Raw genomic sequence first — 21,280 nt, 5'->3', positions numbered from 1 at the left:
GACAGCCAATCAATCCCAATCGCCATCTGCTTACCCCAAATACTCAAAGCAGAATGCCGATCTAACCGCCTGTATACCTTTTATCTTCAAGGGGAGATAATAGGCTGAAAAAATCTAATGTCTGAGAATTATTCAGCGCATACAGCACGCAGCTATACACTTCGTCACTCAGTTCATCTAAATCTGAAACATTGGCACTCGCGCTGAATGAGATAGTGACCGTATTAACCTCAGTCGCATCCGGACTTCTTCCATCATCCCCCGTCGGAAGCTCTAAATTATATTCATTCTCTCGGTCAACCCCTTGAACGCAGTCAATTATTTCCATTACCATGGGACTATTTTTCAACGCCCTCAGTAACCGTGACTTGATTACGCTAAACCTTTGTCGGGAGCACCTAACGTTGAGCTCTTCTTCAAATAATTGCGTCGTCAACTCCCTCAGTCCTTAATACAGTGAGCGCAGCGAGAGGACGATGATGTCGTCGATATTCGTCACGGCGAAAAGGCCAACAGCCTGGGCGATCGTTGCGAACAAGGGGGCTTCCTAGGGTCGGGCGCGGAGTATGCGCGGGGCGTGAAAGTGCGTGAGGAATATCCTAGCTTTCGCTCCGCTACCTCCCAGGTGTGCGTGGCACACTTGAGGTATGAGCACTTCTGCAGCCAATAACACCCAGCCCCGCAAGATCATCCTCGACTGCGACCCCGGCCACGACGACGCCATCGCCATGCTCCTGGCCTGGGGAAACCCGAACCTCGAGCTGCTCGCGGTCACGACTGTCGCGGGTAACCAGACCCTGGAGAAGGTCACCAAGAACGCGCAGGCGCTCGCGCGCGTCGGCGGGATCACCGGCGTGCCCTTCGCCGCTGGTGCGCACCGCCCGCTGGTGGGGCCACAACTAATCCCGGATGAGATCCACGGCGAGTCCGGCCTCGACGGCCCGCAGCTGCCGGAGGCTGGCGTGGAGCTGGAGGACACTCACGCGGTCGACCTGATCGCGCAGGTCATCGAACGGGAGGAGCCGGGCACCGTCACGCTCGTGCCGACCGGCGCGCTGACCAACATTGGGCTGTTCACACGCCGTTACCCGGAGCTCGTCTCCCGCGTGGCGGGTGTGACGCTGATGGGCGGCGGGCACCACACCGGCAACATGACCCCGTCCGCGGAGTTCAACATCCTCGCCGACCCGGAGGCCGCCGCGATCGTCTTCGACGCGGAATGGCCGGTCACGATGGTTGGTTTGGACGTCACCCACAAGGTGCTCGCGGTTCCGTCCCGCATGGAGCAGCTCAAGGCCGTGGGCACGGACGTCGCGCAGTTCATCGCGGAGCTCGTGGAATTCTTCGGCGGCGCGTACATGAAGGAGCGCCGCTACCCGGGGCCGCCGATGCACGATCCGCTGGCCGTTGCGGCGGTGGCTGACCCGGAGGTGCTGCGCACCGTGGCGGCCCCGGTCGTCGTGGAGACCAAGGGTGAGTACACCCGCGGCATGACCGTGGTTGACCTGCGGCGCACCTGGGGCGCGCAGGATCAGACTGCTGAGCAGCCGGGCGATCCTTCCGCGCTGTGCCGCACGGATGATTACGCCTGCGCGGGCATGGATACCTATGGCGAGCACGTGGAGCCGGTGCGCCACCGCGTCGGCGTGGACGTGGACGTGGATCGCTTCTGGGATCTGCTGGTTGATGCGCTGACCCGCATCGGTAACACCGGCTTCCGGGGCTAGCGCGGGGAGCGGGGCCGGGGGAGCGGGCCTGGCTCCCGCACCCGCGAGCGGGGCACCCCCACGCCCGCGCGCTAACACGTCCCCACGCCCGCACTCTCCCGCACCCCCCGCACCCCCTTCACGTTTTGCAGAGTTTGAGGTCGGTTTTGGGCGGATTTCCGGCAACAAACTCTGCAAAACACACAATCGGGGAGCCCGCGCACGCGCTCGCTCGCACCCTCCCGCACCAACCAGCGCGCACGTGCAGCCAACATCACAGGAAAAAGTGTGGACTCGCACGAATCGCCCACTTATCCTGCATATATGAACGCAAACACCCCCCGCTCAGGCGGGCCTAATAACCCCGCCACCGCGACCCCGGTCATCGACCCGGTGGATTCGCGCAAGGGCGGCCTGCCACTGCTCATGTTCGTGCTCATCACCGCGGCGGTGGCCTTCCAGCTCAACGCCTCGATGCTCTCCCCGGTGCTGCGCACGATGGCCACGGAGCTCAACACCGATGAGTCCGCGGTGGGCCTGACCCAGACCGCCTTCTTCACCGGTGGCGCGATGTGCGGCCTGTTCCTCCCGCGCCTCTCGGACATCGTGGGACGCCGCCGCATCCTGGTCATCATGCTGGCCGTGATGTCCCTGGGTGGCCTGCTGGCCGCTCTCGCCCCGAATATCGGTGTGCTGATGCTGGCCCGCGCGCTGCAGGGTATTTCCGGCCCGACCATCCCGATGACGCTGATCATCCTGCGCAGTCAGGTTAAGGACGAGGTTCGCCTCGGCACGCTGATGGGCCTGATCGCCGCGATCAATGGTGGTGTGGCGGGTATCGACGTCCTGCTCTCCGGCTGGATGGCTGAGCACTGGGGCTTCCGCTCGGTGTTCTGGCTGATCTTCGCGATCGGTGCGGTGGCCACTGCAGTGGTCGCGATGTTCGCCCCGGAGTCCAAGCCTTCCGATAACGTCCGCATGGACTGGATCGGTGCGGCCGTCCTGGTGGTGTCGGTGCTGTCCATCACGCTGGCCGCCAACGAGGCCGGTAAGGGTGCGGCCGCGGACTGGCTGTACGTCATCGGCCTGGTGGCCGCTGGTCTGATCGTGTTTGCCATCTTCTGGCGCTGGGAGACCCGCCAGGAGAACACCGCTGGTGCGGCTCCGCTGGTTGCCCCGAAGTACCTGCGCCGCCGCGAGACCTGGGGTCTGCTGCTGACCACCGTCCTGACGATGACGGGTGTGTTCGCTGCCGTCAACGGTGTGGCACCGTCCTTGGCACAGAACGCGGAGGCTGGTTTCGGCATGCGCGCGACGATGGCGTCCCTGCTGCTGTTGACCCCGTACGCACTGATCGGTTGGGCGGTGGGCCCCTTCGCAGGTCGCCTGGCGCCGAAGGTGGGTTATGCGAACCTGCTGCGCCTCTCCAATATCGCGTCCATGCTGCTGCTGTTCCTGCTAGCTTTCGTGGGGACGCGCTCGAAGATCGTGCTGATCGTGGGCGTGATCCTGCTGGGCGTGACCTACGCAGGCATCGGCAATATCGTGCTGAACAACCTGGGTGTGGTGAACTCGCCGCAGGATAATCAGGGCTTCCTGCCGGGCATGAACTCCGCAGCCTTCAACCTGGGTGCGGGTATCTCCTTCGCGGTGCTGCCGGTGTTCCAGGTGGTGGGCTCCCCAGAGGGCTCGGATTCCGCCACGGGCTACACCACGGCCTTCCTGGTGGGTGGCATCATTCTGGGCCTGGCTGCGCTGACCAGCCTGTTTATCCCGAAGACGACCACGGCAGAGCAAGAAGCCGCAGCGCAGGAAAGCGCCACGGCTTAAGCATCCGAAAGGGTTCACGGGGAGGGGCAAGCGCCCTATTTCTCGCGCTCCTCCAGCGCCTTTTGAGCATAGGATTCCAGCGAAGTCCCCAGCAGCCCGAACTTCGCGAGCTTCACCGGCGCCGGCTGCTCCGCGAAGTAGGCCTGCAGCATCTTGCTGAACTTCTCGTACTTCTTCTCCGTGTACGGGTACCAGTTCGCCTCCAGGCCAGCGCCCTGGGAGCCGTCCTTGTCCACGATGACGGACTTCGGGTTACACCAGCCGCGCAGGCCCTCGGCACCCTTGTGGCGGCCCATCCCGGAGTCACCCACCCCACCGAACGGCAGCACCGGGGTGGCCTCGGTGGCCATGACGTTGTTGATGGACACCCCGCCGGCGCGCAGCGCCCCGGCCACCCGGCGCGCCCGGTCGATGTCCGCGCTCCACACGGAACCAGTCAGCCCGAAGGGCGTGTCATTCGCCCGGTCGATGACCTCCCGCTCCGAGCTGAAGCTCAGCACCGGGATCACCGGGCCGAAGGTCTCCTCCGTGACAACCAGCGCGTCCTCCGGCACGTCGACCAGCAGGATCGGCGGGATCAGCGCGGAACGGCCGTCCCAGTCCTGCCCGGTGAGCTGCCGCGCACCACGCGAAACCGCGTCCTGAACCTGCTCGTGGACCCGCTCGACCTGGAAGTCGACGGTCATGCGGCCCAGGTCGTTGTTGCGGGCGTCCGTGTCCGCCTGCGTGAGCAGCCGCGCCTGCCGGACCAGCTCGGCGACGAACTCCTCCTTGATGCTCTCGTGGACGTAGAGCCGCTCCACGGAGGTGCAGGACTGCCCGGTCGCCGTCAGACCACCGAACAGTGCGCCGGCGGCGGTGCGGGGGATGTCGACGTCCTCGAAGACGATCATGGGGTCCTTGCCACCGAGCTCGAGCTCGACGGGAATGAGCATGTCGGAGCACTGCTTCATGATCTTCCGGCCGGTCGCGCACGAGCCGGTGAACATGACGAGGTCGGGGTGCTGGTCGATGACCTCCGCGCCTGTGGCACCATCGCCGTAGACCACCTGCACCCAGTTCGGGGCGATGGCGGCTTCCTCCATGAGGGATTCGATCAGCCCGGCCAGTGGGGTGTGCTCGGAGGGCTTGTAGACGACCGCGTTGCCGGCAGCCAGCGCGGCGACGATCGGCACAATCGCCTGGAAGAAGGGGTAGTTCCAGGGCGCGATGACGAAGGCCACGCCGAGTGGTTCGTACCAGATCTCGGACTTCTTACCCATCATCGTCAGCGGGGTCTCGACCTTCTGCGGGGCCAGGACTTTCGCGGCGTTCTTTTCGTGCCAGCTGATGACGTCCAGCGCGCCGAACATTTCGGACATCAGGATGTCGCTGCGGGACTTGCCCGTTTCCTCCCGGACGCGGTCGACGATCTCCTCGGTGCGGTTGACGATCACCCCGCGCAGGAGGCGGAGGTGCTCGAGCCGCTCCTCGACGCTCAGGGCGCCGATGGATTTCTGTGCTTCGCGTGCTCTGTCGACGACGCCCTCGACCTGGGCGTATTCGGATTCTGGGATCTGTGTTGCCATGGTGTGTGCTCCTTGTGTTTTCTGAGCGCGGGTTAGTCGCGTGGGTTCTGCGCGTCGGTGGCGGCGAGGGCGGCCTCGTAGGCCTCCTGGTTGATGGCGGTCTCGTAGCCGATGGCCTGGTGGATGTTCGGCAGCTGGTTGGGGTTGCTGCCCCGGGCGATGAGTGGGGAGTCGGTAAGTTCCTCGCCGAGGCGTACCCCGAGGTTGGAGTAGTAGAGGCTGTGGACGACACCCTTGATACCAAGGTTGGCCATGCGCATCAGCCCGGCGAGTGGCTCGGGGAACTTGGCGTTCGCGTTGGCCATCGCCACGATCAGGCGGACTAGGGGAGTGGGCGCGTAGGCACAGACGGAGGCGAGGACGAGGAAGGCGGTGCGGTCGTCGTCGTACATGTAGGAGAGCATGCGGTCGATGCCGGCGGCGCATCCGGACTCGGAGAAGGACGGTAGCGCCCCGCCGCCGGAGTTCAGGGGCCGGGACGGCAGGGAACCAGACGCTGCGGTCGGGGACCCTGCGCGTCCGGACGCGGCCTTGTGGGCCGGGACGCCGGGGGTGACGACGTCGCCCAGGCGCAGCAGGCCCTTCATCTGCGTGGCGGTGAGCAGCTCGGTGGAGCGGGGGTTGAGGTTCTTGCTGGTCATGTCTGCTTTCTTCCTTCCTTAGCTCGCGGCGATGATCTGCTCGGCGGCCTTGAGGGACAGGGCGGCGATCGTGAGCGCGGGGTTGATGCCCGGCGCGTTCGGGAAGATCGAGGAGTCCGCGGCGTGGATGCGCTGGCTGCCGTAGAGGGTGAACTCGGGGGAGACCACGCCCTGCTTGGCGCTGGCACCCATCCCGAGCCCGCCCATGAGGTGCAGGCCAATGCCGAACTGGCCGTGGAGGATTTCCTCCGCGCCGGTGGCGTTGAAGATGTTGCGGATGGCGGCCATGCCGGCGTCGCGGCGGCGAGCGTCCTCCCGGTTGAGCTTCTTCTTGATCACCGGGTTGCCCTTGCGGTTGATGGTGATTTCGCCGGGGTTGGTGTCGCGCACGCAGACCTCGATGCAGCCCAGGCGCGGGAAGTCCTGCATGATCTCCGCGTGGCGGGCGCCGAAGCCGGGCAGCAGGAGGGCGATGTTGCCGGGGCCTGCGAAGACGTTCTCCAGCTTGAAGCCCTGGCGGCGGAAGCTTGGGTCGTTGGACTTGTAGTTCTGCAGGGGACCGGCGAAGGCACGGACGTCCTCGGCATAGCGGCCGAGGTTCATGTACTGCGGGTGGGTGAAGAAGTTCTTGCCCAGCCCCGGCAGTTGCTTGCCGTAGCCGCTGCGCAGCAGCAGGGCGGTGTTACCGATCGCCCCGGAGGCCAGCACGACGCGCCGGGCGGTGAAGGTGCGCTCCACGTGGGGTTCGAAGTAGGTGGGTTTGCCGAAGCCGCGGCGACCCTTCGGGGTGGCATCCGCGGGCACGCGGGTGGTGACGGTGACGCGGTCCGGGTGCTCGGTGATCGTGCGTGCTTCGGCGCAGTCGATGAGGTGGAAGCCGTGCTTTTCCGCTGTTGGCAGGACGGTGATGGCGGTGGACTGTTTGGAGTCGATGCCGCAGCCGCTGAGGCATTCCACGCAGCAGTTGCCCTCCTCGAAGCGGCAGTCGGCTTCACCGCGGCGCAGTGGGGCGTAGCGGTAGCCGTTGGCGTCGAAGCCGTCGGCGAAGTTCTTGGCGTTGTTGTTGCGCCACTCTTCGGGCACGTTCTTGAGGCTCATGTTTCCCTCGGCCCGGTCGTAGTAGTCGGCGAGGTGGTCCTCGTTGAGCCAGGAGACGCCGGACTGGTCGCGCCAGGAGGAGAAGGCGACGTCGTCGAAGCGGTCCATGAGGGCCTGGTTGACGATGGACCCGCCGCCGACAGCTTTGGGGCGGAGCAGGCCGAGGCCGGCGTCGGTGGTCAGTTCCACGCCGCCGCCCCAGAAGAGCTGGGAGCTGGAGTCGATCTCGGTGCGTGGGTAGGTGTGCCGGTCGTAGCGCTTGCCGGCTTCCAGGCCGAGGACGCTGAGGCCAGCGGCGGCCAGCTCGCGGGCGATGTTGAGCCCGGAGGTGCCGGCGCCGATGATGATGACGTCGTAGGTTTCTTGCGCCGCGGCGGTCGGGTCAATCCTTTCGGCGCTCGCGGGTGTGGCGCCTGCGACTGTCGCGGTGGCGGCGGTCGTGGTGCCTGCCGTGCCCTGCGGTCCTGCGGACGGGTTCTGTGGTGCGCGGCCTGGTGCCGTGCCGGTGCTGCGGTCCCCTGGGTTATTCATCATGATGGTTAGTTAACCCGACGAAACACTCTGTGTATTCTATATTTGTGAAAAAGTCTTAAAGCTGCCCGCGGGGTGCAATTCTCCCCATGGCTGACGCGTCTGTGACGCGGGCTACAATGCCAAGAATGAGCGCCGATAACCCCGCCCCGAGCAAGCAGACGGTCCTGCAGAAGATCCTGGGCTACCGCCCGGACTTTTTGATTGTGTTGATCGTGCTCGCGGTGATCGCGGCGGTGATCGTGCCGCTGCGGGGGCAGGGCGCAGAGATCGGCAACTGGGTGGTGACCCTCGCCATCGCCTTCCTCTTCTTCCTCTACGGTGCGCGCCTGCACCCGCGGGAGGCGCTGGAGGGCCTGATGCACTGGCGGCTGCACCTGCTGATCGTCGCTTTCACCTTCGCGATCTTCCCGCTGATCGGCGTGGCGCTGCGCCCGCTGTCCGGGCTGATCGGCCAGGAGTTGTACCTGGGCATTTTGTTTTTGACGTTGGTGCCCTCCACGGTGCAGTCCTCGGTGGCGTTTACGTCGATCGCCCGGGGTAATGTGGCTGCCTCGATTGTGGCGGCGAGTGCCTCCAGCCTGCTTGGTGTGGTGCTCACACCGCTGCTGGTGCTGTTGTTGATGTCCACCGCAGAGGGTGGTTTCCATATCGACGCCAGCACCTTCTACAAGATCGGTCTGCAGCTGTTCTTGCCCTTTGTGGTGGGGCAGCTGTTGCGGCCGTGGGTGAAGGATTTCGCGGCCTCGAAGGCGACGAAGAAGGTGGACCAGATCTCCATCGGCCTGGTGGTGTACGTGTCCTTCTCCGAGGGGATCGTGGACGGGATCTGGTCGACGATCAGTTGGGTCAGCGTGGTTGGCCTGGTGCTGGGCTCGGTGGTGCTGGTGTACCTGATGCTTTCGGCCTCCTCGTTCGCGGCACGGAAGCTGGGTTTTAACTATGAGGACCAGGTGGCGATCCAGTTCGCGGGCACGAAGAAGTCGCTGGCCTCTGGTTTGCCAATGGCTGCGGTGATGTTTGGCGGGGGAAGTTTGGGGATGATGATCCTGCCGCTGATGATCTTCCACCAGGTGCAGCTGATTATTTGTTCCTTCCGGGCCTCCAGCTATGCCGCGAAGTATGAGGAAGCCCCGGAGCGCGCCACGACCTGGTAGCGCCGGGATCGCAGCAGCCTTAGCTGCGCTTGAAGTAGCCGATGCGGGGCCGGAAGCCCTGCGGGTGCTTCAGCTGCGCGACGGCGTCTGCGATGATGAGGCGGAAGCGCGGCTTCATCGGGGGCAGTTGGGCCACAGAGAACCAGCCGACGTCGGTGGATTCTTCGTCGCCGACGATGGGCTCAGCGAGTGAATCGTAGTCGGGGAGTGTGGGGTCGAGGGGGTTGGCGTCCTTATCGGTGAGGACGCACCGCATCGCAGTATCCATGTATGCGGTCTGGTCCCCGTTGGGGTAGGTGACCTGGTCGGTAGCGCCGACGCCGAGGAGGGCGGCGACGGTGACGTACAGGCCGGTTTCCTCTTTGACTTCGCGGATGGCGGCGACGTGGGGTTCCTCGCCGGGGTCGACGATGCCGCAGACGGGTGTCCATTCGCCGTTGTCGGCGCGTTTGACGAGCAGGACTTTCGGGACTTCCCAGAGTGGTGCTTCGGGCGGAACTTCTTTGAGGACGATCGCGGTGATGCCGGGGAGCCAGAGCGGGTCGTTGCCGATTTTTTCACGCAGGTTGAGGATGAACTCGGGGGTTGCCATGCCTGCAGTGTAGCTGGGTGGGCGGTGCGGTTGGGCGCTTAAAAATGACACATGGCAGCAGATCAGCTTGGGCGGAAATTTATAACGCGCTGACCCGGCGGAGCATATTCGGGCTCATCCGGCCTGAAACTAGATCGTTTTCGCAGCTAGAGCTGACGCTAACCTTCGCTAGCCCTGCTGCGCGTCCCACCAGGCCCGCAGCTCCGCGATGGCTTCGTCCCGGCCCAGCGGCCCCCGGTCCAAGCGCAGCTCCTTCAAAAACGCCCACGCCTGACCCACCTCCGGGCCCGGCTTCAGACCCAGGATCTCCATGATCTCATTACCATCCAGGTCCGGGCGCACCGCGGCGAGATCCTCCTTCTCCTTGAGTTCCTGAATCCGCCGCTCGAGGTCGTCGTAATTACGGCGCAGCCGCGCCCCCTTGCGCTTATTACGAGTCGTGCAGTCAGCCCGCACCAGCATGTGCAGCTTCGGCAGCAGATCACCCGCATCCGTCACATAGCGGCGGACCGCCGAATCCGTCCACGCGCTATCCCCATAGCCATAGAAACGCATGTGCAGGAATACCAGCTGGGAAATATCCTTCACCAGCTGCTTAGAAAACTTCAGCTGCCGCAACCGGCGGCGCACCAGCTTCGCACCCACCACCTCGTGCTGGTGGAAAGTCACCTGGCCAGAGTCCGTGAACGCGCGGGTATCCGGCTTCCCGCAGTCATGCAGCAGCGCGGCCCAGCGCAGCTCCAGGTCCGGGGCCACACCGTAGTTCTGCTCCTGCACCAGCGCATTACGCAGCACCGTCAGGGAATGCCAGTAGACATCCTTGTGCTGCTTGTGCTCGTCCTGAGTCATCCGCAGCCGCGGCAGCTCCGGGAGGACGAAATCCGCCAGGCCGGCCTCCACCATCAGGTCCAGGCCCTCCCACGGGGTCGTGCCGAGCAGCAGCTTATTCAGCTCCACGGCCACGCGCTCCACCGTGATCCGCTGGATCTGATCCGCCATCGTCGCCATGGCCTCAGCCACCCTAGGGGCGACCGCGAAACCCAGCTGAGAGACGAAACGGCAGGCCCGCAGCATGCGCAACGGATCGTCCCGGAAGCTCACCTCCGGGCTATCCGGCGTGTCCAGCACCCCGGCGGCCACATCAGCCAACCCACCTAGCGGGTCGCAGAACTCATGCTCCCCATCTGCGGAGAGCTTCAGCGCCATCGCGTTCGCGCGGAAGTCGCGGCGCACCAGATCGCCCTCCAGGGTGTCGCCGAAGGTGACCTCCGGGTTGCGGGACTGGCCGTCGTACTGATCCGCCCGGAACGTGGTGATCTCCACCTCCAGGCCACCGACCAGCGCGGACACGGTGCCGAATTCGATGCCCGTATCCCACACCGTCTCGGCCATCGGCTCCAGGATCCCCATCACCACATCCGGGCGAGCATCCGTGGTGAAATCCAGGTCGTGGCTGAGGCGTGCGAGCATCGCATCGCGCACCGAGCCGCCCACCAGGTAGAGCTCGTGGCCCGCCGCCTCGAAGGCCTTAGCTAGCCGACGCAGCGTGGCGTCATTGCGGCGCAGGGACTGCCACGCGGCCCCCAGCATCGCCGCTTCCTTGGCCTGCGTGCCCCCGGTTACCTCGGCAGCGCCCGCCCCAGCGCCAGCCCCAGCACCGGCCGCCGTCGCACCGGCTTCCGCGGCAGCGCCAGCCGTCGCGCCATCTGCAGTCTCATTCGCCCTCGTAGTCACGCGCAATACCTTACTTCATGGCCCAACACCCCAACACCGCGCCGGTCACCCACCCGGCAGCCACCACCGGCACGCCCAACCCCCCGCCAGCGGTTCCCCCAAGCCCCGGCCAAGCAGCTACTATAAACAGAATGAACACGAACGACAGCGCCACCACGAGCAGCGGTTCGCCCCGCAGCACGCGCCGCCGTTCGCAGCACGACGAACAGCCGCAGCGCGAAAACCAGCGCCGCCCCAAAAACGCCAAGAACGCGAAGAACAACCGCAAGGGCAAGGGCCGCGGCAACCAGCAGGGCCAGGCGGCCGAAAACAACCGCACCAGCACCCGCAACAACCGTGGCTCCAACCGCAGCAACCGCTCCGGGGCTGGCCGCAACCACCCGAAGCGCACCGGCACCCGGCGCGCCAAGCAGGGCAAGCAGAACCGCACCCACCTGGAGCACTCCGACCTGCCACTCTCGGTGGAAACCTCCGCCGGCGGGCTTGTCCTCACCGGCCTGGCCGAAGCCGTGCGCCCCAATGGCAGCGTGGACATGTCCAAGATCTACGCCGCCCTCATCGGCCGCGTCGACCGCCGCGGGCGCCTCCTGTGGTCCATGCCCAAAGGCCACGTCGAGGAGCACGAATCCCACCGCAGCACCGCCGAACGCGAAGTGTGGGAGGAAACCGGCATCGCCGGAACCGTCATCGACGAGCTCGGCACCATCGACTACTGGTTCGTCTCCGAGGGCACCCGCATCCACAAGACCGTCCACCACCACCTGCTGCGCTACGTGGACGGCGAGTTCAACGACGAAGACCCCGAGGTCACCGAAGTCACCTGGGTTCCCGTGAATAACCTGGTCGAACGCCTCGCCTACGCCGACGAGCGCCGCCTGGCCCGCCGCGCCCTCGACACGCTGCCGAATCACGCCCGCGCGGAAGCGGAAGCAGGCCGCGCCACCCCGCGTTAGGAGGGCTGCATGGCTGCCAAAATCCGCCCCGCCACCGCCCTCGCGCTCGGCTCCCTCCTCTGCGCCGGGTGGGTCACCGCCGTGCCCGGCCCGTTCGCTGGCTCCGCCCTGCCAGCCGCGTCTGCACTGCCCGCAGCAAAGGCCATGCCTGCCGCGGGCGCCCAAACCCCCGAGCACACCAGCACCTTCCACCACGCAGAGGCCACGGACTGGGCCAACCCGAACGCCCGCTCCACCGACCCCAATCGGGGCATTAACCTGCAGGTTCGCAACATCAGCCCGCGCTTCCTCAACCCAGCGGACACCGACCCTCAGACCTACACCCTGCGCATCCGCAACACCAGCCCCGGTACCATCCGGGGGCTCACACTGAGCCTGAAAACCGCGCCCGCCGCCGGCAGCCCCGCCCAGGTCCGCACCTCCCTGCTCTCCAATAGCGGCGAGTACCCGCACAGCTCCCCGGCGCGCCCACTGCAGCGCAGCAACGGCGCTGAGGTCTCCCTGGGGCCGGGCGAAACCGCCGACGTGGACGTCCGCCTCTTCCGCGACCCTTCCTTTCAGGACGACGACGCCACCCCACACCCTGAGAACCCCACCGGCGAAACGGCGGGCCCAGCTGGGGCCTTGGCGCCGATGAGCTTCGGGCTGCCGGGCGCCGCGCAGGCCGGAACCTACCCGCTGATGTTCACCCTCGGCGGCACGCCCGGGGCCGCTGATGGTGCCGATGGTGGGGGAGAGGCCGCTGGGGAACAGGCAGCGCAGGGGGCGGAACTGCTCGCGGTGACCCGCGCGACGGCCGTCGTCACCCCGGAAGAAGATAAGGAAGAAGGGGAGGGCAGTGGCACCTCCGGCACCCCGCTGACCTTCCTGTGGCCCATCGGTGGCGAAACGCACGCCACACCCGGCGCGGTCGGGGACGCCCCCGAGCCCGCCGAGCTCTACCTCAACGAGGACTCCCTCGGTGAGCAACTGAAGGAAGGCGGGCGGCTACGCACCCTCCTCGACAGCTACCGCACCGCACTGGACGGCCCACAGGGCACCAAGATCCGCGAAGCCAGCTGCCTGGCGATCGACCCCGACCTCCTGCAGGCCGTGGAGCGCATGGCCGGCGGCTACCGCGTGGGCGGGCGTGTCCCAAAGCCCGTCGAGGAGCGCAAGCGGCTCCGCGACTCCTGGGGAGACATCTTCAACACCAAGGACCGCTCCGAACCCGGCGCCCACGATAAGGCCGCCGCTACCTGGCTCAGCGACCTGCGCGACACCACCAAGGAGAGCTGCACCGTCGCGCTGCCCTACGGCGGGGCGGACATCAACACCACCACCCAGGCGACCGGGCCCACCAACCCGGAGGCCGCGGCAGGGCAGGCCAATGGCGCCGCTGCCAGCGGGGATGCGGCCGGTGATGCCGCTGGAGCAGATACCGGCGTGGCCGAGGAATCCACCAGCGCGGCCTGGCTCAGCATGCACGCCCTCGGCCGGGGTGCCGCCACCATCCACGAGATCCTCGGCACCACCCCGGTGGCCAATATCGCCATCCCCAGCAGCGGCTACCTCACTCCCGAAGCACTGCCGTACCTCGCCGCCGCGAAGGTGGACCCCGCCTCGGAGGAGGCCGACCTCTCCCGCCGCTTCGAGAACACCCTCAAGGGCCAGGCGCTCCTGCCCACCCTTGACCCCAAGGCACCGGTCACCGCGCTCGTCGCGAATAACACCGTGCTCACCCAGCAGCCCGCCCAGACCCCCGAGACCTCGGGGGAGGAGGCCGGGGACGCGCACGACCCCGCAACCCAACAGGCTGACCAGCAGTGGAACGACCGCCTACTGAAGCTCAACGAGGCCGGCAGCCTCCGCGCGCTGCGCTACTCCGGCGACCTCGGCACCGTCCTGGCCGCCACCGGCGCCCACCCGGACACCACGGGTTACTCCAACCCCCAGTCCCGCTTCGACGCCAACGCGGACTCCGAGGCCACCCGCATGTCCAGCGCCCTGGCCGTGCTCCAGCAGGAACTCGCCAGCCCCGAGCCGATCCTCGCCGTCCCGCCCGGCCAGTGGGAGGTCAACGGGCAGGACGCTACCGCCCTGCTGGGGTACATCGAACAGGCCTTCGCCACCGGGCAGGCCACCCCGGCCTCCCTGGCCGATGCACTGCGCCCCCGCGGCCTGAAGAACTCCGAGCTGGCACTCGGGGAGGTCACCCAGCCCTTCGCCGACCCCGGGAAACCCACCGAGGCACTCGCGCCACAGCTGGCGACCCTGGCCGACCGGGTCCGCAGCCTCACCCTGATGATGGCTAACTCCCGGAAGATCGCGCTGACCCGCGAGCAGTTCACCCGCCCGATCCTCGCCGATCTCGCTCGAGCCACCAGCAACTACGGCACCCGCAACCCCGCCGAGCAGGACGGGGCTAGCCAGCGCGCCGCCGCCCGCGTCGCCGGTGCGGCAGAGACCGCGGACACCCTGCGCAACTCGGTGACCCTGCTGCCACCCGGCAACGTCTTCACCCGAACCTCCGAAGCCGCACCGCTGATCGTCGCCGCCCAAAACGGCCTACCGCTGCCTGTGCCGGCGAAGATCCGCTACCGCGACACCCTCGACGAGCACGCCGGGCACCCCGCCACCATCCTGGAATCCGAGTCGCAGATGATCCCGGCGCGCGGCTCCCTGACCGTGCCCATCGACCTCGGTGCTGCGGATAGGCGCAGTGACCTCGACCTGTGGCTCGCCAGCCCCAAAAACAAGCGAATCAGCGACTCCGTGCAGGTCAGCGTGCATTCCAGCCCCAATATCCCGCTGGATAAGATGATCCTCCTGCTCACCATCATCGCGGGCGCGGGCATCGGCGGGAAGATCCTCCTGGACCGCAGGCGCCGCCGCACCCGCCGCCGCTAGGGCCGGCGCCAAACGCCATCACACACCGTGTAAAACCCATCACAGGCAGCGAAAACCCGCCCATAGAACGCGTTTCTAGTTAGGAAACGCACCCAATCTCGGCGAAGATGGATTCTGTGACTAACCCAGACGTTCCCGAGGATTCCGCTGACAGCGCAGGCCACGGCAGCACGCCACCGGCCAAACCGCCCGTAGGCCAGCGCGGCCGCTTCATCGAAGCCCGCCCACCCGCGCTAGCCCCCCAGGCGCGCGAAGAAGCCGACGCCCCGGAAACAACGGACGACTACTCCTCACTGAGCGTCGCCCCCTCCCAGCACGGCCAGGAACCCGAAGACACCACCCCCGAGGCCCCAGCCGCCCCGGCCGTGGACTTCCGCCGGCCCGCCTCGGAGATCCACCTGGCCAACGAGCGCCACGCCTATGACCACTACGAGTTCGGCCTCTCCGGGGAACTCGGGCACTCCGCCGACCCCGGGGCAGACCCCGCGGGCCGCCAGTACCGCGCCAGCTCCCAACCGACCCGCGCCCGAGCACTCGCCGACGCCGGGGTCGGCGCCAGCAGCACCGCCGGGGCAGGCACCCGAACCGCAACCAACACAACGGCAGGCACCAACGCCCCCGAACACACCGCGACCCCCGCAGTCACCGCAACCACCGGCGGCGGCGACGTCGCACCGGAGGAAGACACCCCCACGGACCGCACCGCGGCAGCCGCGGCGGAACAGGACAAGCAGAACGAACAACCCTCGGACGCCGACGTCGTCCGCACCGGCGGCTCCATGGCCATCGCGACCCTCCTGTCGCGCATCACCGGCTTCCTGCGCACCGTCCTCATCGGCTCCGCGCTGGGTGCCGCCGTCGCCTCCGCGTTCAACACGGCGAACACCCTGCCGAACCTCATCACGGAGCTCGTCCTCGGCGCGGTGCTGACCTCCCTGGTCGTCCCCGTGCTCGTCCGAGCCGAGAAGGAAGACCCCGACCGCGGCGAAGCCTTCATCCGAAGACTGCTGACGATGACGTTCAGCATCACCGTCATCATCACCCTCCTCGCCGTTCTCGGCGCCCCCTGGCTGATCAGACTCACACTCGACCAAGACGGCCAGGTCAACGTCCAGATGGCGACAATGTTCGCCTACCTGGTGCTCCCGCAGATCTTCTTCTACGCCATGTTCGCCGTGTTCATGGCCGTGCTGAACACCAAGGGAGTATTCAAACCCGGCGCGTGGGCGCCCGTGGTCAACAACCTCGTGACCATCACCGTCCTCGGCGGCTACCTGCTGCTGCCCGAAGACACGAAGCTCCAGCCCACCGACCACGTCACCATCACCGACCCACACGTGCTGCTGCTGGGGCTCGGCACCACCCTCGGCGTGGTCTTCCAGGCGCTGATCATGGTGCCCTACCTCCGCAAGGCGGGCATCAACCTGCGCCCCCTGTGGGGCATCGACGAGCGCCTGCGGAACTTCGCCAGCATGGGTGTGGCCATCGTGCTCTACGTGGCGATCTCCCAGGCCGGTTGGGCGATCAATAACCAGATCGCCTCCAGCGCGTCCGGGGACGCCCCGACGATCTACATGAACGCCTGGCAGCTGTTGCAGATGCCCTACGGCGTCATCGGCGTAACCCTGCTGACCGCCGTCATGCCACGGCTATCCCGCAACGCCGCCGACGGCGACGATAAGGCCGTGGTCCGCGACCTCACCGTCGCCACCCGCCTGACCATGTTCGCGATGATCCCCATCATCGTGTTCATGACCGCATTCGGCGGAATCATCGGACCGGCCCTGTTCGCCTACCGCTCCTTCTCCATGGAGACCGCGAGCGTACTGGGTTGGACCGTCTCCTTCTCCGCCTTCACGCTCATCCCGTACTCCCTGGTGCTGCTGCACCTGCGCGTGTTCTACGCCCGCGAGGAGGTCTGGACCCCGACCTTCATCATCGCCGGCATCACGATCACCAAGATCGCCCTGGTTTCCATCGCGCCGTTCATCGCCACCGAGCCGCGGCTGGTGGTGGTGCTGCTGGGTGCTGCCAACGGTTTCGGCTTCGTCACCGGCGCGATCATCGGCGTGCTGCTGCTGCGCCGCTCCCTGGGCAACCTCAACTCCGGCGAGGTCATGCGCACCAGCCTCTGGGCCTTCGGCGCCTCCCTCGTCGGTGCGCTCGTCGCCTGGCTGGTGGACCTGGCTCTCACCAACACGATCATCACCCCCGGCCAGAACCCGGGCTTCCTGATTCGCCTGCTCATCACCGGCCCGGTGTTCCTCATCGCCACCGGCGTGGTCATGGCTCGTTCCAAGCTGCCCGAGGTTCTCACCGTCGGCTCCGCGCTCTCCCGCGTCCCCGGTATCGGCCGTTTCTTTTCCGGACGTCAAGCCGAGGAGGAACTGGGCTCCGCCGCAGAACGCATGGTTCCCGCCCCGCTGGGCCCCGCAGAGGCCGCCCGCGAGGCTGCCGTGGCCAACTCCCTGTTGCCGCCCCTGCCGCCACTATCCGCAGGGCGCGTGCGCGGGCCACGCCTGGTGCCCGGCGCGCCGATCCTGGACGGGCGCTACCGCCTGCTCGCCGACCACGGTGGCTCCACCGCCGCCCGATTCTGGCAGGCCCAACGCACCGCCACCGGGGAAATGGTGGGTCTCACCATCCTCGACCCGCTGGCAGCCGTGCGCCAGGGCAAGCGCCCCGGCGAGTACGTGCCGAACCAGTCCCGACTGGTGATGCAGATCAAGCAGGAAATGTCGCGGAAGTCCCGGGCCATGATGGAGGCCCAGGAGGCCGCCCTCGCACACGCCCTTGAGAACGCCGACGACGGCGCCGAGGGCGAGGAGGCGAACCCGCTGGCCGGGCTCGCGCAGATCCAGCAGGTCATCGACAGCCCCGGCAGCGTGGTCGTGGTGTCCGACTGGACCGACGGCTCCGCGCTCTCCGCAGTCGCGGACTCCAGCCCGGACCCGCTGGCCGTCGGCTTCGCCGTTGCCGACCTCGCCGAGGCCGCCGCGGAGATGCACGACCATGGTCTGGCCCTGGGCGTGGACCACCGCGACCGCATCCGCATCAGCACCGCCGGGGGTACTGTCCTCGCCTTCCCCGGCTACCTGCCGAATAACTCCTCCGCGCAGGACATGCAGGGCATCGCCGCCGTCCTCGAGCTCCTGCTGGCCAACGTGCCGGTCTCGGAGATCCCGAAGGAACTGCTCGCCGAGTCGCTGGCCGCCAGCGACCTCAGCACCGAGCAGCGCGCCGCCGTCATCAGCGGCGGGGCGGCCAACCCGGCCACCGCACGCAGCGAGGACACCGACGAGGAGGCAGACGCAGACCGCAACGAAGGCGACCACCGCGACGAGGGCGACGTCCCACCGAATCCGGCGGACCGCGACCCCCGCGAGCTGGCGACCAGGCTGCGCTACCTCACCTCCGGGGAGCTGGCCATCAACCCGGACGAAGCGCCGACCCCGCAGGTCCAGAAGACCGGCTTCGGTGTGCGCCAGGCGCGCCTGCAGCACGTCGCCGTCATCGGCGGCATCGCCATCGGCTCCGCCCTGCTCATTGCCGCGCTCGTCGCCAGCCTGCTCAGCGTGGTCGGCGGGGGACGGGAGGACTCGCCGCTGTCCACGGACTCCATCCGCTCCGGCGCGGAGGGCATCATCAAGCGCGAGCCGACGATCGTGCCGATCCGCAACGTCCGCGAATGGATGCCCACCGGCGCGAAGGGCACCCTCGACGCACCCGAGGACGCCCAGCTGATCACCGACGGGCGCGCGGCGACGAAGTGGCAGTCCGACTCCTACCTCAGCCCACTGGGACGCACCCCGGAGGCCACGAAGGAGGGCATCGGCCTGCTCGTGGACCTGCCGACCGACACCCGCATCCACGCACTGCAGCTGGAGGGGCTCGCACCCGGCATGAAGGTGGAGCTGCGCCGCGTCGACGAGGCCACCGCGCCGACCGACCCAGCTGCACCGAGCGGGGCAGCCATCCCGAACAAGGCGGGCGCCAAGGCCTCCGCCCAGCCGACCGCCTCGGAGGAGCCGAGCGCCGCGGAGGCCACGCCAGAGAGTGAGGCGACGGCCACCCCGACCAGCGGAAACCAGTCCGCCAACCTGCGCAAGGTCCCGCTCACCCTGGACGAGACCACCTCGCTGGGCACCGTGACCGCCACCGAATCCACGATGAACGTGGAGTTCCACGGCGAGGACGGGCAGGACGTCCTCGTGGGCCAGGGTGCGAACCAGAAGCTGCTGAAGGCCCTGGCGGAGGCCAAGGCCAAGGAAGCAGCGAAGGCTGGCGACGCGGATGAGGCTTCGGAGGGGGCCGAGTCCGAGACGGAGCGTGCCGAGAACGCCGAGAAGAAGGAGCAGGGCACCAAGCCGATGAAGCAGCTGCTGATCTGGATCACCCAGCTGCCGGAGGCCGATGGCCGGGCCACCCTCGGCGAGCTGCGGGTCATGGGCACCTGGCAGGGCCAGAACCGCGTGGATGAGACCAGCACCGCGCCAAGCAGCCCGGCACGGAACAACTCAGCACGGGGGAACGCACGCGCTTATCCACAAGAGCGGAGTTAACCCTGCTGAGCTGTCCACAGCTTTGAGCGTCCCGGCGCCATCAACATCACGATGGCCGGGGCGCTCATTAGTGTCTAAGCCACGATCCAGGCTCACCAGGGGAAAGGGGAGGGGCCATGACGGCACCAGTCACCGACACACAGCACACCAACACGCCGGATAGGGCGTTGGACGCTACGGCGGCCACCACGGCGACCAGCACGTTGGCCAGCACACCGAGTAACGCGGGGGACGTGACGCACACCAACGCGCACCGCACCGACCGGGAACTGCTCGCCGAGCACATCGCCGGCGACCCACTCGCACTCCACACGCTGCTAGCCCGCCACGAGGTCCGCATGCACTGGGCAGAACGCGCCGCGGGCGTCCCGGAGAGTGAACTGGCGGACGTCCACCAGGAGGCCGTCCTGAAAATCCACCGCCGTGCCGCCACCTTCCGCAACCGCTCCAGCGTCGTGACCTGGATGGTGACCATCGCGCACCGCACCGCCCTGAACTTCGTGACCGCTCAGCACCGGCGCGGGCACCGCCACCGCGAGGACATCAGCGACTGCGAACGCGACCTGCCGACCTCGCACGTCGCACCGAACCGCGAGCTCAGCGTTGACCTACACAACGCGTTGGCCAGCATCCCGATCCTGTTCCGGCAGACCGTCGTGCTGCGCGGAATGCTCGGCTATTCCATCTCCGAGATCTCCACGATGCTCGACGTCGCGCCCGGCACCGTGAAATCCCGCTACTCGCGGGGCCGCCGCCTGCTGCAAGACCACCTCGTGCTCACCGACTATGCCGACCACCCCTGAGCTGGGAATATATCCCGTGTCTGGTGGGTTAGATAAAGTGCGTTAGGAAAGCGAAACCCACTTCAAACAACACGAGCGAGGTCACATGTCTCAGCCCTTCCTGCAGGCCAACGTCGGAATCGGCGTGAACAAGGCGGGCGACGCCGCGGACGCAGCCACCCCAGCCGATACTCCCGATACCTCCGCCAGCTCCGGCGGCACCCACGACCCTGCGGAGAAGATCCACAACGTAATCATCGTGGGCTCCGGGCCAGCCGGCTACACCGCCGCGATCTACGCCGCCCGCGCCGAGCTCGAGCCGATCGTCTTCGAGGGCATGGACTTCGGCGGCCTGCTGATGCAGACCACCGAGGTGGAGAACTTCCCGGGCTTCGCCAAGGGCATCCAGGGCCCAGAGCTGATGGACGAAATGCGCAACCAGGCGGAGCGCTTCGGCGCCGACCTGCGCATGGAGGACGTCGAGAAGATGGACCTGACCGGCGAGATCAAGAAGGTCTGGGCAGACGGCGAAGAGTACCAGGCACGCGCCGTCATCCTCGCCACCGGTGCGGCACCGCGCTACCTGAACATCCCGGGCGAGCAGGAGATGATCGGCCGCGGCGTGTCCGCCTGCGCCACCTGCGACGGCTTCTTCTTCAAGGACCGCAAGATCGCCATCGTCGGCGGCGGCGACTCCGCGATGGAGGAGGCAGACTTCCTCACCAAGTTCGGCGAGACCGTGACCCTCATCCACCGCCGCGACGAGTTCCGCGCCTCCAAGATCATGCAGGAGCGCGCCCGCCAGAACCCGAAGATCGAGTTCCTCATGAACTCCAAGGTCACCGCCGTCCACGGCGAGAACGCCGTGACCTCCCTGACCATCGAGGACACCGTCACCGGCGAAAGCCAGGAGATGGAATTCGACGCCCTCTTCGTCGCCATCGGCCACGACCCGCGCGTCGGTGTCTTCGAGGGCCAGGTGGAGCTGAAGGAGGACGGCTACGTCAAGGTCGACGAGCCCACCACCGCCACCAGCCTGCCGGGTGTGTTCGCCGCCGGCGACCTCGTGGACTCCCACTACCAGCAGGCCATCACCGCAGCTGGCAGCGGCTGCCGCGCCGCCCTGGACGCGGAGAACTACCTCGCCGCACTGCCCGCCGACGAGGGCTAAAACTCCACGCCACAGCACGCTGCTGGCCTCCCGAGCTTTTCCGGGTTTCACGGTATCCTGGGACAA

General features: G+C 67.1%; 14 protein-coding genes. 8 read left to right on the top strand and 6 right to left on the bottom strand.

Annotated features, from left to right (window positions below; translation table 11 throughout):
* Positions 1–61: 61 nt before the first annotated feature.
* The gene (locus QP997_RS07005; protein ID WP_284846675.1) at positions 62–328 is read right to left on the bottom strand and encodes a hypothetical protein; all 267 of its coding nucleotides are present in this window, start codon (positions 326–328) and stop codon (positions 62–64) included.
* Between the two features lie 319 nt (positions 329–647).
* Between QP997_RS07005 and QP997_RS07000 the strand changes: the two genes are divergently transcribed.
* Together QP997_RS07000 and QP997_RS06995 are read left to right on the top strand one after the other, a co-directional pair.
* Entirely contained in the window at positions 648–1,727 is a 1,080-nt protein-coding gene (locus tag QP997_RS07000) for a nucleoside hydrolase (protein ID WP_284846674.1), read from the top strand.
* Positions 1,728–2,132: 405 nt separating this feature from the next.
* On the top strand, positions 2,133–3,536 hold the full coding sequence (locus tag QP997_RS06995; protein ID WP_502870440.1) for an MFS transporter: 1,404 nt from the start codon (positions 2,133–2,135) through the stop codon (positions 3,534–3,536).
* A gap of 35 nt (positions 3,537–3,571) precedes the next feature.
* On the opposite strand, the gene QP997_RS06990 is transcribed toward QP997_RS06995, so the two are convergent.
* Genes QP997_RS06990 through QP997_RS06980 form a run of 3 tightly spaced genes read right to left on the bottom strand, consistent with a single transcriptional unit; the run spans position 3,572 to position 7,377 of the window.
* On the bottom strand, positions 3,572–5,104 hold the full coding sequence (locus tag QP997_RS06990) for an aldehyde dehydrogenase family protein (protein ID WP_284846672.1): 1,533 nt from the start codon (positions 5,102–5,104) through the stop codon (positions 3,572–3,574).
* A 32-nt stretch (positions 5,105–5,136) separates the two neighbouring features.
* Positions 5,137–5,745 carry a hypothetical protein gene (locus QP997_RS06985; RefSeq protein WP_284846671.1) on the bottom strand — a complete coding sequence of 203 codons (609 nt, stop codon included), beginning with the start codon at positions 5,743–5,745 and terminating at the stop codon, positions 5,137–5,139.
* Between the two features lie 18 nt (positions 5,746–5,763).
* Positions 5,764–7,377 (bottom strand): GMC family oxidoreductase N-terminal domain-containing protein, encoded by a 1,614-nt coding sequence (locus QP997_RS06980; RefSeq protein WP_284846670.1) that lies wholly within the window; start codon positions 7,375–7,377, stop codon positions 5,764–5,766.
* 116 nt (positions 7,378–7,493) lie between these two features.
* Here QP997_RS06980 and QP997_RS06975 point away from each other — a divergent pair, with 116 nt between their 5' ends.
* Complete coding sequence (locus QP997_RS06975; RefSeq protein WP_284846693.1) at positions 7,494–8,531, top strand: bile acid:sodium symporter family protein; 1,038 nt, start codon at positions 7,494–7,496, stop codon at positions 8,529–8,531.
* A gap of 19 nt (positions 8,532–8,550) precedes the next feature.
* Here QP997_RS06975 and QP997_RS06970 read toward each other — a convergent pair whose 3' ends face one another.
* Together QP997_RS06970 and QP997_RS06965 are read right to left on the bottom strand one after the other, a co-directional pair.
* Positions 8,551–9,123 (bottom strand): NUDIX hydrolase, encoded by a 573-nt coding sequence (locus QP997_RS06970; RefSeq protein ID WP_070761702.1) that lies wholly within the window; start codon positions 9,121–9,123, stop codon positions 8,551–8,553.
* A 168-nt stretch (positions 9,124–9,291) separates the two neighbouring features.
* Positions 9,292–10,863, bottom strand: a complete 1,572-nt coding sequence (locus tag QP997_RS06965) for a CCA tRNA nucleotidyltransferase (protein ID WP_502870439.1) — start codon at positions 10,861–10,863, stop codon at positions 9,292–9,294.
* An 11-nt stretch (positions 10,864–10,874) separates the two neighbouring features.
* Here QP997_RS06965 and QP997_RS06960 point away from each other — a divergent pair, with 11 nt between their 5' ends.
* The 5 genes from QP997_RS06960 to trxB all read left to right on the top strand — a co-directional run bounded on the left by QP997_RS06960 (position 10,875) and on the right by trxB (position 21,214).
* Positions 10,875–11,810 carry an NUDIX hydrolase gene (locus QP997_RS06960; RefSeq protein WP_284846669.1) on the top strand — a complete coding sequence of 312 codons (936 nt, stop codon included), beginning with the start codon at positions 10,875–10,877 and terminating at the stop codon, positions 11,808–11,810.
* A 9-nt stretch (positions 11,811–11,819) separates the two neighbouring features.
* A complete protein-coding gene (locus tag QP997_RS06955) occupies positions 11,820–14,699 on the top strand; it encodes a hypothetical protein (RefSeq protein WP_284846668.1) in 2,880 nt (959 codons plus the stop codon).
* A 107-nt stretch (positions 14,700–14,806) separates the two neighbouring features.
* Complete coding sequence (locus QP997_RS06950; RefSeq protein ID WP_284846667.1) at positions 14,807–19,261, top strand: murein biosynthesis integral membrane protein MurJ; 4,455 nt, start codon at positions 14,807–14,809, stop codon at positions 19,259–19,261.
* A 116-nt stretch (positions 19,262–19,377) separates the two neighbouring features.
* Positions 19,378–20,064, top strand: coding sequence for an RNA polymerase sigma factor (locus QP997_RS06945; RefSeq protein ID WP_284846666.1), 687 nt, complete (start codon positions 19,378–19,380; stop codon positions 20,062–20,064).
* Positions 20,065–20,149: 85 nt separating this feature from the next.
* The gene (gene trxB / locus QP997_RS06940; RefSeq protein ID WP_284846665.1) at positions 20,150–21,214 is read left to right on the top strand and encodes a thioredoxin-disulfide reductase; all 1,065 of its coding nucleotides are present in this window, start codon (positions 20,150–20,152) and stop codon (positions 21,212–21,214) included.
* The last annotated feature ends 66 nt before the right edge of the window (positions 21,215–21,280 follow it).

Origin of the sequence: Corynebacterium sp. MSK039 (genome assembly GCF_030232315.1) — a bacterium.
Lineage (GTDB): Bacteria > Actinomycetota > Actinomycetes > Mycobacteriales > Mycobacteriaceae > Corynebacterium.
This window is presented reverse-complemented; position numbering and strand designations above follow the sequence as displayed.